Genomic DNA, 13,884 nt, shown 5'->3' with positions numbered 1-13,884 from the left:
ATCAAGAGGTCGGTGGTCGCCCGCAGGATCAGGACTGCTCGGGTGCCGTGTCGATCAGCGTCACGCCCAGTTCCACGGCCCGCCGGGCACCGCGAGGGCGTTCTCCCGGTCGGGGCCGGGCCCGGTGGGCAGATGCATGGCAACCGAGCCGCCCTACGTCCAGGTCCCCGCCGGTGCGGAACGTCGATGCCATGAGCCGCCGTCTCCCCCTCTGCTCAAGCGGCCACGCCAACAGGACAGTTGGCGATATCCCCGGCCGCTGCGAAGCCCGGTCCCGCCCGGCCGCCGGAACACTCGACGAGCCGTTGTCAGCCCCTGGCGATACGCAGCGCGGAAACTGCCCTTTGCCCTATTCTGGGAGGTTCTCATGGCCTCGCGCCTCAACCCGTACCTCAGCTTCAACGGCGACGCCCGGCAGGCGATGGAGTTCTACAAGGAGGTCTTCGACGGCACGCTCGACCTCAACAGCTACGGAGACTTCGGGCAGGCCGACGCCCCCAACGCCGACAAGATCATGCACGGCATGCTGGAGACCACCAGCGGCTTCACCCTGATGGGCGCCGACAACCCGCCGGGCATGGAGTCCGAGCGGGGCAGCTCCTACTCCGTGAGCCTGAGCGGTGACGACGACGCCGAGCTGCGCGGCTACTGGGAGAAGCTGTCCGAGAGCGGCTCGGTGTCGGTGCCGCTGGAGAAGCAGATGTGGGGCGATGTGTTCGGCATGTGCACGGACGGCTTCGGCGTCCCCTGGATGGTCAACATCAGCACGGAGAGCTGAGCAGCCGAGCTCCCGACGACCCCGGACCGTACACCCGGGGGGCCGCTCGTCCGCAGCGGCCCGGATGGACCGCCAAGCGGACTCGGCGGCCTGCTGCTCCGCCTCCTTCTTGCTGCGGCCGGTGCCGGTGCCGTACGAGACGCCTCCGACGCGGGCGGCAGCAGTGAAGGTCTTCTCATGGTCGGGGCCGGTCTCCGTGACCAGGTACTCGGGAACACCGAGCCCTTCGGTCGCGGTGAGCTCCTGGAGACTGGTCTTCCAGTCCAGGCCGGCTCCGAGGTTCGAAGACTTTTCGATCAGGGGGTCGAACAGGCGGTGCACCAGCTCCGCCGCCGAGTCCAGTCCCTGGTCGAGGTAGACCGCGCCGATCACCGCTTCAAGCGTGTCGGCGAGGATGGACGCCTTGTCCCGGCCGCCCGTGCCCTCTTCACCCCGGCCGAGCCGGATGAAGGAGCCCAGGTCGAGCCCGCGGCCCACCTCGGCGAGCGCACGCGAGTTCACCACCGCGGCCCGCAGCTTGGCCAGTTGGCCTTCTGGGAGGTCGGGGTGGGTGCGGTACAGCGTGTCCGTGACCACGAGGCCGAGGACGGAGTCCCCGAGGAACTCCAGACGCTCGTTGGTCGGCAGACCGCCGTTCTCGTATGCGTACGACCGGTGGGTCAGTGCGCGTACCAGAAGGGCGGACTCGAGCTTGTAGCCGAGCCGCCCTTCCAGAAGCGTGTGGGACGAGGCCTGGTTGTCCGCCGGAGCACTCCCGCTCGCACGGGAAGACTTGTTCTTTGGCGTGGACACAATGCCTCTCACCAGCCGCTCAGACCTCGAGGACCTGGCGCTTGTTGTAGGTGCCGCAAGACGGGCACGCGATGTGCTGCTGCTTGGGCTCGTGGCAGCGCTCGCACGCAACCAGGGTGGGGACCGCAGCCTTCCACTGCGACCGGCGGTGGCGCGTGTTGCTGCGCGACATCTTCCGCTTCGGAACAGCCACGGCTACTTCTCCTGCTTCTCGTCGACGCCCGCTTCCGCTTCGGCGCCGCTCATCTCGTCCTTCTCGCCGTCCTTCATGGTGCCGGCGAGTCCCTGCAATGCCGCCCAACGGATGTCGACGGCGTCGTGGTGGTGGTCCGGGTCGTCCGCCAGCCGCACGCCGCACTCGGCGCACAGACCGGGGCAGTCTTCCCGGCACACCGGCTGCATCGGCAGTGCGAGCACCACCGCATCACGCAGCACGGGCTCGAGGTCGAACAAGCCGTCCTCGAGGAAGAGCCTGTCCTCGTCGTCCTCGGCGTCGTCGCCCGGTTCCGCGATCACGCGGCCCCGGTCGTCGGCGTCAGGGTACGAGAACATCTCCTGGAACTCCGCTTCGAGCTCTTGCTTGAGCGGCTCCAGACACCTTACGCACTCCCCCTCGGCCGCGGCACGGGCGGTGCCTGTGACGAGCACCCCTTCCATGACCGACTCCAGGCGGAGTTCGAGCTCCACCGGGGCACCTTCCGGCACTCCGATGACTCCCTTGATACCGAGGTCCTTGGGAGCGTCGACCGTACGGGTCAGGCGCTGCAGCGCACCAGGCCGCCGGCCCAGCTCGTGCGTGTCGAACACGAGGGGGTTGCGGTGGTCGAGGCGGGCGTTCAGAGCCATTCCTGCTTTCGATCTGGTGAGCTCGAGGGACGCTGCCCTTCGGTGTTCCCGGGCAGCGGTGATCGCGGACGTACGCGCGACCGAAGAGCCAGGATACTGGACCTTTCGCTGTCGGCCCAATCCGGGGCTCAGCCCTGGCCGCGACCCTGCTCGTAGGCCCGCAGCTGCTCGGCGCTGATCATGCCGGTGTCGAAGAGGCTGGTCTCGTCGAGGGCGTACCCCTGCTGGGCGTGGTGGCCCTGCTGAGTCTGCTGCTGGGCCTGTTGCTGCGCCTGCTGCTGGGCCTGGTTCGGGTCGTAGGCGGCCTGCTGGGGGTCGTAGCCCTGGTAGGCGTAGGGATCGACGTGCTGGTAGCCGTAGGGGTCCTGCTGGGCCGCGTAGGCCTGCTGCGGGTAGCCGCCGTACGGGTCCGGCTGCTGGACCGGGTCGCCTCCCGCCGGGGCGTAACCGGCGGCCGGGGCGTACGCCGGCTGTGCGTAGTCCTGCTGGTGGGCGGGCTGCCCGGCCGGGGGCTTCTGCTCGGCGAGGGCGGCCAGGTCGGCGAGGTAGTCGGCGTCGCTGGAGTGCTGGACGGTGCTCGCGTCGTCGGCGAGGGCGCCGAGGTCGTCGCTGGCGATCCGGCCGTGCAGCTTCTGCCGGCCGCGGCCGACGGCCTCCAGCGTCTTGGCGAGGACCGCCTCGAAGGCGCCGAGCTTGACGTCGACGTACTCGTCGGCGCTGCGGCGCTGGGTCTCCGGGTCGTGACTGCGCTCGGGGGCGTCCTCGTCCTCGTAGCCCTGCTCGTCGACGCCGGGGCCGGTGCCCAGGAGCTTCTCGCGGCCGCGGCCGACGGAGCCCAGGGTCTTGGTGAGGACAACCTCGAAGTTGGCGAGCTTGGAGTCGACGTACTCGTCCGCCTCGGCGCGGATCTCCTCGGCCTCCTGGCGGGCCTCGGCGAGGATCCGGTCGGCCTCGGCCTGGGAGCGGCGGGCGACCTCGGTGCCGGAGATCAGCGAGCCGCGCTCGGCGTGCGCGCTCTCGATGATCTGCTGAGCCTCGTGGCGGGCCTGCTCGACCATCTGCTCGCGGTCGCCGATCAGCTCCTGGGCCTGGGCGAGGGAGTCGGGCAGCGCCGCGCGCACCTCCTCCAGCAGCGCGAGCAGGTCGGCGCGGTTGACCACGCACGAGGCCGACATGGGCATGGACCTGGCGCCGGAGACCGCGGAGACGATCTCGTCGAGCTTCTTCTGCACGTCCACCGTGTGCTCGCCACTCTCTACAGATGCGTTGGAGACGGACGGGACGACTGTACGGCCATGGGGTCCGGGCGGAACACCGGGTGACGGGCAGTCAGGCCCCTGAGGGACGCCCGGGGCGGGTTCAGCCCTTCCTCAGGCGCTCGGTGAGCTCGTCCAGGACCTCGGCCGGGACCAGGTGGGAGACGTCACCGCCCCAGGTGGCGACCTCCTTGACCAGGGAGGACGACAGGAAGCTGTAGGTGGGGTTGGTGGGGATGAAGAGGGTCTCCACGCCCGAGAGGCCATTGTTCATCTGGGCCATCTGCAGCTCGTAGTCGAAGTCGCTGACCGCGCGCAGGCCCTTGACGATGGCGGGGATGTCACGCTGCTTGCAGAAGTCGACGAGCAGGCCGTGGAAGGCCTCCACGCGGACGTTGCCGTACTCGGCGGTGACCCGGCGGATCAGTTCGATCCGCTCCTCGATCTCGAACAGGCCCTTCTTGGCCTGGTTGATCATCACCGCGACGTAGACCTCGTCGTACAGCCTGGAGGCGCGGGAGATGATGTCGAGGTGTCCGTTGGTGATCGGGTCGAACGACCCGGGACAGACGGCGCGGCGCACTTGTGATCCCTCGCTCTCCGGTCCGGTCATCGTGCGTCTTCGCACGTAGAGGCGGCGCGACCGTACCAAAACGTTCCCTCGCCGTAGCGACGGGCCCTCAGGGGTTCGAAACCCTCGGGCCACCGGAATTCACCGCCTCTGGTGCTGCGCTCCACGGTGACGAGGGCTTCCCCGGCGAGCCAGCCCTCTGTGCGGAGTGTGAGGAGGATCTCCCGAAGATCGTCGTCCGTGACGGCGTACGGGGGGTCGAGGAAGACGAGGTCGTAGGGGTCGCCCGGGGGTGCCGTACGGATGATCTGTTCCGCTTTGCCCGATCTGACGTCGGCGCCGGGGAGGCCGAGGTTCTTCACGTTCTCGCGGACCGTGCGGACGGCTTTGGCGTCGGCTTCGACGAGGAGGGTGTGGCCGGCACCCCGGGAGAGCGCCTCCAGGCCCACGGCTCCTGATCCCGCGTAGAGGTCGAGGACGCGCTCGCCGTCCAGGGGGCCGCCGAGGAGGGATTGCCAGGTGGAGAAGAGGCCTTCGCGTGCGCGGTCGGAGGTGGGGCGGGTGCCGGTACCGGGGGGTACGGCGAGTCGACGTCCGCCGGCTCTGCCGGCGATCACGCGGGTCATCTCGGGTCCTTGGTCGTGGGTCGCATCAAGGTTCAGTGTGGCTGGTCGCGCCCTCGCGGCGGTAGCCGCATATGGATTACGCCCCGTGCCCCTGGGTGGGCATCACTCACCCCTTTTCCAAGTACTGCTCCCTCTCCTCGTCCAGAAGGGCGTCCAGAGCCGTCCGTAGTGCCGGGAGACGGGTCAGCTCCGGGTCTTGGGCCACGACCGCCGTCGCCTCCTCTCTGGCCTCCGCGATGATCTCCTCGTCCTCGATGACGGCGAGGACCTTCAGGGAGGTCCTGGCTCCCGACTGTGCCTGGCCGAGGACGTCGCCTTCTCGGCGTTGTTCCAGGTCGATGCGGGAGAGTTCGAAGCCGTCGAGGGTGGAGGCGACCGCGCCCAGGCGCTGGCGGGCCGGGCTCGCCTCGGGCATCTCGGTGACCAGGAGGCAGAGGCCGGGGGCCGAGCCACGGCCGACGCGGCCGCGCAGCTGGTGGAGCTGGGAGACGCCGAAGCGGTCGGCATCCATGATCACCATGGCGGTGGCGTTGGGGACGTTGACGCCGACCTCGATGACCGTGGTGGCGACCAGGACATGGCTCTCGCCGGCGGCGAAGCGGCGCATGACGGCGTCCTTGTCGTCGGGGTGCATCCTGCCGTGGAGCACCTCGACCCGGAGGCCCTGCAGGGGGCCCTGGGACAGCTGGCCGGCCACGTCGAGGACGGCGAGGGGAGGGCGCTTCTCCGCCTCGTCCTCCGGGGACTTCTTCTTGGCGGACTTCTTGGGGTCGTCCTCCTCGTCGCCGATGCGGGGGCAGACCACATAGGCCTGGTGGCCGTTCTCCACCTCCTCGCGGACTCTTTCCCACGCACGGGACAGGAAGTGGGGCTTGTCGGCGGCCGGCACCACATGGCTGGCGATCGGCGAACGCCCGGCCGGCAACTGGTCGAGGACGGAGGTCTCCAGGTCGCCGAAGACGGTCATGGCGACCGTACGCGGGATGGGTGTGGCCGTCATGACCAGCAGATGCGGGGGCTGTTTGCCCTTGCCGCGCAGGGCGTCGCGCTGCTCGACGCCGAAGCGGTGCTGTTCGTCGACCACGACCAGGCCCAGGTCGTGGAACTGCACCTTGTCCTCGATCAGCGCGTGCGTGCCGATGACGATGCCGGCCTCGCCGGTGGTGAGGTCGAGCAGGGCGTGCCGCCGGGCGGCCGCTCCCATGGAACCGGTGAGCAGCACGACCTTGGTGGCCTGCTCGGCCCCGCCCAGCATGCCGCCCTCGGCCAGCTCGCCCATCATCTCGACGACGGACCGGTGGTGCTGCTGCGCGAGCACTTCGGTGGGCGCGAGCATGGCGGCCTGCCCACCGGCGTCGACCACGGCGAGCATGGCACGCAGGGCGACCATGGTGTTGTGGGTGACGGTGAAGTTGTCGGTCACGTAGGCATGGCTGGGGTGGGCGACGCTGATGCACTGGACGGGTTTCCGCCCGACATACTCGACCGCCCGGATGCCGCGCCGGAACGTGTTGCATTTCGGCCTCGGACGCACGCGTTCCGCTTTGCGGGTGAGGCGGAACGGGGCGTACGCGTCCGGCAGGGACACCTGCACGTTGTACGCGGCTTTCCCCGGCAGCACGCGCGCCCGGCCGCCCAGAGACCGCACGAGCCATGCGATGTCCTCCGCGAGTCGGAGTGAGGCCGAGCAGAGGGAGATGCTCATGCCGTCGGCCTGGACGGTACCGTCCGTGTCCAGAAGCCCCTGCAGCACGGCGAGACGGTCCTTGATCGAGGCGTTCTTGAAAGCCTGAGGGACGAATTTCCCGTGCGACGTCCTTCCCCAGAGACCCAACTCGCGCAGGACCTGGATCACCGGGTTGCGGACGCCTCCGGCACGCTGCTTGAGCTGGATCGTGTAGTCACAGTGTGATCCCTTCACCGGTACCAGCAGGCAATCGGGCGCCACTGCCACCGCGGCTGCCTCACGGATCTCGTCGTCGACGGTGGAGAGGCGGAGGTTGCGCCGGAACGCACCGTCCCCCAGCAGCAGCCCGATCAGGTACGGGTCGAGGGGCAGCCCGGCGTCGCCACCGAGATCGACCGGCTTCGCCGGCGGGATGTACCACTTCGAGGACCCGTTGGCCTTGAACGTGTCGAGACGGATCTCCCGGGTCGTCATGACCTTGGGAGCCTGACCACGGTGCCAACCACAGCTCGTGCCGACGATCCAGAGATGCTCGTCGTCGCACTCGACGGAACTTCCGTCGGACAGGACCAGCCGCCACACATCACGCTCGCCTTGGGGGAAGACACCGTCGATCAGCCCGATGTCCCCGTCCGGCACCACCACCTCGTCGCCCACCCGCAGATCCCCCATGCGGCTGAAGCCCGTGGGTGTGAGCACCAGAGAGTCGAGGGGCTGGGCCTTGCCCGAACCGACCTCCCCCTGCAGCAGCCGGTGCATCGGATGGTCGGTGGCCAGGTCGTCGAAGATCTCTCTCGAGACGCGCTGCTGGCCGTCGGTGAGGGTGAAGGGGAGGCGGGCGTCGAAGGCGGTGAGCAGGCCGTCGGGGGCCGGCTTGCGGGGGACGGCGGGGAGTTGGGCGTCCGCGTGGCGGCGGCGGGCCAGGGCGACCTGGAGGACGAAGGCCTCGTCCCACTTGAGGCGGGAGCGGGCGTCCTCGATGTCGGCCTTGGTGTGCGGGCGGTGGATCTTGAGGAGGGCCTCGGGGAGGGGTACCAGGCCACGGCCCTCGCGCAGGGTGTCCGGGAGCGGGTCGACGGCTTCCTGGGCGGTGGGCAGGACCGTCTGGATCGCCTTGCCGATCTTCCAGGACTCGAGCTTGGCGGTGGCGGGGTAGATCGGAATCAGGGCGCCCGCCCACGTCTCGACGGACTCCTCCGGGTCGCCGCGCAGCAACTCATAGGCCGGGTGTGCGAGTTGGAGGCGGCGGTTGAAGACGGAGACCTTGCCCGCGAACATCGCACGGGTGCCCGGCAGGAGTTCCTTGTGGGGCTTGTGGACGCCCGCGCCGAAGAAGACCAGTTGGAGCCGGCCGCTGCCGTCCGTGATCGTGACCTCCAGGCGCTGGCCCTTGCCGCGCGGGGCCTTGGCGGAGGCGAAGGAGTGCAGGCGGGCGTCGGCGACCTGTGCGACCACCGTGACGTGCTCGTCCATGGGGAGGTCGGCGAGGTGGGTGAGCTGGCCGCGCTCCTCGTATCTGCGCGGGTAGTGGTGGAGGAGGTCGCCGACGGTGAGCAGGCCGAGGTGCTCGGCCATCACCTTCGCGGTGGCGGGGCCGAGCACCGACTTCAGCGGTTGTCGCAGGGGTTCTTCCAGTGCGGGCACGAGATCCATTGCACACCACGCCACTGACAAAGGCTTCCAGGCCGCGGCCGGATCGTCGAAAGGATCCCGGAAACCCCTGGTCAGGCGGCTGGTTCGGGCCTTAGGATGACGCGCTCCCGGCCCTCTTTCGCGGTCACCGCCCCACCGGGACCGCCCGACCCCGCGCCGTCGCGAGTCCCCCACCGGCGCCGTGAAGATGGACTCCCAGATCTCACAAGCATCACAGCCCTCCCCTTCGCCCCAGTCACCTCATACGTTCCAGGTCGACCTGCGTGGTCTGGTGGACCTGCTCTCCCACCACCTCTACTCCAGCCCCAAGGTGTATCTGCGCGAGCTGCTGCAGAACGCCGTGGACGCCGTCACGGCCAGACGCGCGGACGAACCCGACGCCCCTGCCCGGGTCCGGCTGTACGCCGAGGGCGGCGCCCTGCGTGTCGAGGACACCGGCGTGGGGCTCACCGAGGCCGACGTGCACAGCCTGCTGGCCACCATCGGGCGCAGTTCCAAGCGCGCCGAGGGGCTGGAGGAGGCCCGGTCCGACTTCCTCGGGCAGTTCGGCATCGGGCTGCTGGCCTGTTTCGTGGTCGCCGAGCGGATCCGGGTCGTCAGCCGCAGTGCCCGTACGCCCGGGGCGCCGCCGGTGGAGTGGACGGCGTCCGACGACGGTTCCTACACCGTGCGGACACTGCCGGACGCCGAGCGGCCCGAACCGGGCACGACCGTGCATCTGGTGGCGCGGGCGGGAGCCGGGGAGTGGCTCGCGCCCGAGCGGGTCGCGGCGCTGGCCCGGGACTTCGGGTCGCTGCTGCCGTACGACGTCCGGGTCGGCGACGAGGCGGTCACCGACCTTCCGGCGCCCTGGGACCGTCCGTATCCGGGCCCGTCCGCGCGCCGCGTGGCCCTCGCCCGGCACTGCCACGCCCTGTTCGGCTTCACCCCGCTGGACACGATCGACCTGTCCGTGCCGCTGGCCGGCATCCGCGGGGTGGCGTACGTGCTGCCGTCGGCGGTGAGCCCGGCCCAGCGCGCGGGGCACCGGGTGCACCTGAAGGGCATGCTGCTGACCGAGCGGGCGGAACAACTGCTGCCCGACTGGGCGTTCTTCGTGCGCTGTGTGCTCGACACGGACAGCCTGCGGCCCACGGCGTCACGCGAGGCGCTGTACGAGGACGAGACCCTGGCCGGCGTGCGGGAGGCGCTGGGAGAGCGGATCCGGGCCTGGCTGACGGGGCTGGCGGCCGGTGATCCGGAGCGGCTGGCCGCGTTCCTGGCGGTGCACCACCTGGGCGTGAAGTCGCTGGCCCGGCACGACCGGGAGATGCTGCGCACGATGCTGCCGTGGCTGCCGTTCGAGACGACCGACGGGCGGATGTCCCTGGAGGAGTTCGCGCAGCGGCACCCGGTGGTGCACTTCACGCGGACCGTCGAGGAGTACCGGCAGGTCGCGCCGATCGCGTCCGCGCAGGGCATCGGCGTGATCAACGGCGGTTACACCTACGACAGCGAGCTGGTACAGGCGCTGCCGTCGGTGCGGCCGGGCACCGTGGTCGCCGAGCTGGACGCGGAGACGGTGACCGCGCACCTGGACGCCGTCGATCCGGCCGAGGAGCTGGCCCTGTCGGACTTCATGGCGGCGGCCCGGACCCGGCTCGATCCGCTGGGCTGTGACGTCGTCCTGCGGGCCTTCCACCCGTTGACCGTGCCCGCGTTGCACCTCGAGGACCGGGACGCCCGGCACGAGCAGGCCCGGGCGGACGCCGAGGCGCAGGCCGACGACCTGTGGGCGGGCATTCTCGGCTCCCTGCGCGGCAGCGCCCCCCGCGCGCGTCTGGTGCTGAACCATCTCAACCCGCTCGTGCGGCGGATCAGCGTGCTGCCCGACCCGGAGCTGATCGGCACCGCCGCGGAGTCGCTGTACGGGCAGGCGCTGCTGATGGCGCAGCGGCCGCTCAGGGCGGCCGACTCGGCTCTGCTCAACCGCGCGTTCATCGGTCTCCTGGAGTGGGCCACGCACAGCGAGGACGGTCAGGCATGAGCGAGATCACGGACCTCGACGCCCTGCGCGAGGCGATGGCGGAGAACTCCGGGCAGCCGGAGGGGCCGGCCCGCAACACGCGCGCGGAGGAACTGCTGACGGCGGCCGAGAAGCTGAACGTCCCGCTCGCCGTGATCGAGGCGCTCGGGCACCAGCTGAAGGTCTACAACTACAGCTCCGAGAAGGGGAAGATGTTCGTCCCCTTCGCGCGGCTGCTACGCATGTGGGACGAACGGCCCGAGGACTTCGACGACTACGAGACCCACTCGCTGCACTGGGTCTTCAAATGGGTCTCGTCCGGCATGCTCGACCAGCCGCACATCCCGCTGGCGTCGATCGAGAAGTGGCTCGGCGAGATGGAGCACCGCTACCGGCTCGCCGGGCACTCCGAGCGGGCCGTGCGCGGCGCCGAGCACAGTGTGGCCGCGCATGTCGGGGACGTGGCGCGGGCCGAGCGGGCGTACGCCGCGTGGCTGGCCGCCGACCGGGACGGCATGGCCGACTGCCATGCCTGCGAGCTGCACGGCCAGGGCTGGTGGCAGGCGGAGCGAGGGCGGGACGCCGAGGCGCTGGAGCTGTGGCGGCCGGTGCTGGAGGGCGAGTACGCCTGCGCCCACGAGCCGCACACGGCCCTCGCCTCCTCCCTGGTGCCGCTGCTGCGGCTGGGCCGCCTCGACGAGGCCCGGGCCTGCCATCTGCGGGGCTTCCGGCTCGTCCGGGCGATGGAGAGCATGCGCGGCGCGTACGCGGACCACGTGGAGTTCTGCGCGCTGACCGGCAACGAGGCGCGGGGCCTGGAGCTGCTGGCGGAGCGCCCGGCGTACTTCACGGACGACGGGCAGCCGCGGAGCAGGCTGGACTTCATGAGCGTGGTGGCGCTGCTCATGGACCGGCTGACCGTGCTCGGGCTGGGCGACCGGCAGGTGCCGGGTCCGGCCGGGCGGGAGTGGACCGCCCGTGAACTCGCCGCGCATGCGCGCGGGCAGGCCCTGGCCCTGGCGGCGCGCTTCGACGAACGCAACGGCACGGCCCACGTGAGCGAGCGGGCACGCACGCGGATGGCGCGGCGACCGCTGGTGGAGCGGCTGCCGCTGGGAGTGCGGTCGGTACGGCCGGCGCCCGCGCCCGCTCCCGCCGCGGCTCCGGTTGCCGTCACCGGGCAGCCGGATCTGCCCGCGCTGCTGGCCGAGGCGCGGCGGCTGTCGGACCACCTGCGGCCGAACGCCGTGGAGGCGTGGGCGGCGGCCGCCGAGGCCGCGGAAGGCGCGGAGCTGGACCCGCGCGACCGCGCCGAGATGGCCGACCACGAGGCGATGGCCCTCGGCCCCGCGGGGACCGGCCTCTTCGAACAGGCCGCCGGGCTCTACGCGGAGGCGGGCGACCCGGGCGAGGCCCTGGCGGCACGCGCGCGTGGGGCGTACGTCCGCGCGCTCGCGGGTGACGTGGACGGCGCGGTCGCAGCGGTGACCGGCCTCTACGACGAGGTCCTCGCGCTGTACGCCGCCGACGGCACGGGGATACGGCAGACGGCCTCCGTCGTGATGAGCCGGGCGCGGATCCTGACGCGCCGGGCGCACGGCGGCGAGGGCGAGGGGGCGGTCCTCGCCGAGGCCGAGGCCGCCGTACGGGAGGTTCTCGCACTCGTCGGCGGCCGGACCGGGCAGGACGTGCGGCTGGCCGCGCGGGTCGCCGAGGCGCAGGCGATGCTCGGGGAGCTGGCGGGGCTGTCCGGGGATCTGGAGACGGCCGCGGAGCTGTTCGCACGGGGCGCGGCGGCGTTCGTCGCGGCGGGGCTGCCGTGGTTCGCGGTGGAGTACGAGGCGCGGCTGGCCTCCCTCGCCCACCACCTCGGCGACACGGCGGAGGCGGAACGGGCGCTGCGGGCGGCCCTGGAGCACGGCGGACCACAGCTGGAGGCGCCCGGGCGGGCCCAGCTGCACCTCCAGCTCGCGGAGGTGGTGGGCGGCCGGGGCGAGGCCGTGGAGGCCGCCCAGCACGCCCTGGAGGCCGCCCACTGGGCCGACGAGGCGGGCGAGTCGGCGACGCTGGGTGCCTGGGCGCGACAGCAGCTCGGCGGGTTTCTGCTGCGGCAGGGGCGGTGGGCCGAAGCCGCGGAGGTGCTGGAGTCGGCCCTGCCCGACCTGACCGCGCAGACCCACGGCGACGGGGCGGTCGTGCAGACGCAGTGGTGGCTCGGCGACTGTCTGAGCGAGCTCGGCGAGCACCGCGCTGCCGCCGAACGACGCCTGCAGGCCGCCGAGATCGCCCGGCACTGGCCCGAGCAGCACGACCACGCGACCCTCGCCCATCTGGCCGGGGAGTCCCTCGGGCAGGCCGGACTGGCGGCCGAGGCGGCCCAGGCCTACGCACGCGCGGGCGACCTGTGGCGCTCGCTCGGCAACACCCACGGCCTGATCCGCTCCCTGCGCGCCCGCGCCTGGCTGGCGCTGCGGGCGGGGGGCGGGCTGGGCGAGGCACGCGACCTGATGGCGGAGGCGGTCCGGGAGTGCGAGGCGGCACGGGAAGCGGCGCCCGACGAGGAGTCCCGGCAGCAGCTCGTCTCCGAACTCGGGCACACGCACGGTCAGTTCGGCGATCTGCTGGCCCGTTGCGCCGTCGAGGATGCCGAAGGCGCCTCGGTCCGGGTCCTGCTCGAAGAGGCGCTGGCCCAAGTGGTGCTGTCGGCGGAGGCGTTCGCCTCCCTCGGGGACGCGGCGCCGCACAGCCGCACCGGCGCGGAACTCGCCGCGGGGCGGCTGGAGGCCGACCTGGGCCGCCCCGACGAGGCGGCGGCACGCGCGCGTGCGGTACTGGCGGCGTACGACGGACACATCGGCGCGGAGGCGGACGACGGGGACGACGAGGGCGAGGCGGCGCGGGTACGACGGGCGGAGGCGGAGCAGCTGCTCCGCCTGGTGGCGGAGACGCAGCCGGACTGAGGAGGCCCGGCCCTACTCCACGCCGATGAGGAGCAGGGCCCCCTGCCGTCCGCCCCGGTACACAACCGTGTCGACGGCGAGGTACCCCTCGCGGACCCGTCCCTCCAGACGTTCGGCCACCGTGTCGGGGACGTCGTCGCCGAGGACCAGTGTGACCATCTCGCCCCCGGCCGAGAGCATGCGGTCCAGGACGGTTTCGGCCGTCACCGCGAGGTCCGAGCCGATCACGGCCACGTCCCCGTCGATCAGGCCCAGGACGTCACCGGCCTGGCAGATGCCGGCCATCGTCCAGGACTGGCGTTCGGCGATGGTGACCTCGGCGTAGCGGGTGGCCCCGGCGGCGGAGGTCATGGACACGACGTCCTCGTCGAATCGGCGGTCCGGCTCGTGCACGGCCAGCGCCGCGATGCCCTGGACCGCCGAGCGGGTCGGGATCAGGGCCACCCGGATGCCCTCCGTGCGGACCTGCTCGGCGGCCGCCGCGGCGGTGTGGCGCAGGTCGGCGTCGTTGGGCAGCAGCACGACCTCGCGCGCGTGGGCCCGCCGTACGGCCTGGACGAGCTCGCCGCTCGCGGGCGGCTCCCCGGGGCGGGCGAGCACGGTCGTCGCGCCGGCCTCGGTGTACAGCCCGGCCAGGCCCTCGCCGGGCCCCAGTCCTTCTCGAAGGCGAGGGCCGCGCCGGTGGAGGTGTCCCGGGTGTTGATGCCGAC

At 71.7% G+C, this 13,884-nt stretch carries 9 protein-coding genes and 3 pseudogenes; 3 read left to right on the top strand and 9 right to left on the bottom strand.

Annotated features, from left to right (window positions below):
• Positions 1 to 43: 43 nt before the first annotated feature.
• Positions 44 to 193: pseudogene (locus ABZ281_RS14480) on the bottom strand (aldo/keto reductase); the annotation flags it as partial.
• 174 nt (positions 194 to 367) lie between these two features.
• Here ABZ281_RS14480 and ABZ281_RS14475 point away from each other — a divergent pair.
• Complete coding sequence (locus ABZ281_RS14475) at positions 368 to 778, top strand: VOC family protein (protein ID WP_356655406.1); 411 nt, start codon at positions 368 to 370, stop codon at positions 776 to 778.
• 45 nt (positions 779 to 823) lie between these two features.
• On the opposite strand, the pseudogene rnc reads toward ABZ281_RS14475, so the two are convergent.
• The 7 genes and pseudogenes from rnc to ABZ281_RS14440 all read right to left on the bottom strand — a co-directional run.
• Positions 824 to 1,570 (bottom strand): annotated as a pseudogene (gene rnc / locus ABZ281_RS14470) (ribonuclease III); the annotation flags it as partial.
• Between the two features lie 19 nt (positions 1,571 to 1,589).
• Positions 1,590 to 1,763 carry a 50S ribosomal protein L32 gene (gene rpmF / locus ABZ281_RS14465; protein ID WP_003951102.1) on the bottom strand — a complete coding sequence of 58 codons (174 nt, stop codon included), beginning with the start codon at positions 1,761 to 1,763 and terminating at the stop codon, positions 1,590 to 1,592.
• Positions 1,764 to 1,765: 2 nt separating this feature from the next.
• Positions 1,766 to 2,416, bottom strand: a complete 651-nt coding sequence (locus tag ABZ281_RS14460) for a YceD family protein (RefSeq protein WP_356655404.1) — start codon at positions 2,414 to 2,416, stop codon at positions 1,766 to 1,768.
• Positions 2,417 to 2,544: 128 nt separating this feature from the next.
• Positions 2,545 to 3,654 (bottom strand): cell division initiation protein, encoded by a 1,110-nt coding sequence (locus ABZ281_RS14455; protein ID WP_356655402.1) that lies wholly within the window; start codon positions 3,652 to 3,654, stop codon positions 2,545 to 2,547.
• Positions 3,655 to 3,775: 121 nt separating this feature from the next.
• Positions 3,776 to 4,255, bottom strand: a complete 480-nt coding sequence (gene coaD / locus ABZ281_RS14450; protein WP_356655400.1) for a pantetheine-phosphate adenylyltransferase — start codon at positions 4,253 to 4,255, stop codon at positions 3,776 to 3,778.
• Between the two features lie 26 nt (positions 4,256 to 4,281).
• Positions 4,282 to 4,869: a 16S rRNA (guanine(966)-N(2))-methyltransferase RsmD gene (gene rsmD / locus ABZ281_RS14445; RefSeq protein WP_356655398.1), complete on the bottom strand. Its 588-nt coding sequence runs from the start codon at positions 4,867 to 4,869 to the stop codon at positions 4,282 to 4,284.
• Positions 4,870 to 4,975: 106 nt separating this feature from the next.
• Positions 4,976 to 8,209 (bottom strand): helicase-related protein, encoded by a 3,234-nt coding sequence (locus ABZ281_RS14440; protein WP_356655396.1) that lies wholly within the window; start codon positions 8,207 to 8,209, stop codon positions 4,976 to 4,978.
• Positions 8,210 to 8,396: 187 nt separating this feature from the next.
• Here ABZ281_RS14440 and ABZ281_RS14435 point away from each other — a divergent pair, with 187 nt between their 5' ends.
• Complete coding sequence (locus ABZ281_RS14435; RefSeq protein WP_356655408.1) at positions 8,397 to 10,235, top strand: HSP90 family protein; 1,839 nt, start codon at positions 8,397 to 8,399, stop codon at positions 10,233 to 10,235.
• Positions 10,232 to 13,174 (top strand): tetratricopeptide repeat protein, encoded by a 2,943-nt coding sequence (locus ABZ281_RS14430; RefSeq protein ID WP_356655394.1) that lies wholly within the window; start codon positions 10,232 to 10,234, stop codon positions 13,172 to 13,174. Before ABZ281_RS14435 ends, ABZ281_RS14430 begins: the two co-directional genes overlap by 4 nt.
• 12 nt (positions 13,175 to 13,186) lie before the next feature.
• Here ABZ281_RS14430 and ABZ281_RS14425 read toward each other — a convergent pair.
• Positions 13,187 to 13,884, bottom strand: a pseudogene (locus tag ABZ281_RS14425) (dihydroxyacetone kinase); the annotation flags it as partial.

The organism is Streptomyces sp. NPDC006265, assembly GCF_040613555.1.
Taxonomy (GTDB): domain Bacteria; phylum Actinomycetota; class Actinomycetes; order Streptomycetales; family Streptomycetaceae; genus Streptomyces.
Note: the sequence above shows the minus strand (reverse complement) of the source record. Positions and strands in the feature narration are given on the sequence as shown.

What these genes read in the sequence shown, in the direction of transcription:
- ABZ281_RS14475 (WP_356655406.1), top strand. Translation starts at nt 368, where the DNA reads ATGGCCTCGCGCCTCAACCCGTACCTCAGCTTCAACGGCGACGCCCGG.
- ABZ281_RS14460 (WP_356655404.1), bottom strand. Translation starts at nt 2,416, where the DNA reads ATGGCTCTGAACGCCCGCCTCGACCACCGCAACCCCCTCGTGTTCGAC.
- rsmD (WP_356655398.1), bottom strand. Translation starts at nt 4,869, where the DNA reads ATGACCCGCGTGATCGCCGGCAGAGCCGGCGGACGTCGACTCGCCGTA.
- ABZ281_RS14440 (WP_356655396.1), bottom strand. Translation starts at nt 8,209, where the DNA reads ATGGATCTCGTGCCCGCACTGGAAGAACCCCTGCGACAACCGCTGAAG.
- ABZ281_RS14435 (WP_356655408.1), top strand. Translation starts at nt 8,397, where the DNA reads ATGGACTCCCAGATCTCACAAGCATCACAGCCCTCCCCTTCGCCCCAG.
- ABZ281_RS14430 (WP_356655394.1), top strand. Translation starts at nt 10,232, where the DNA reads ATGAGCGAGATCACGGACCTCGACGCCCTGCGCGAGGCGATGGCGGAG.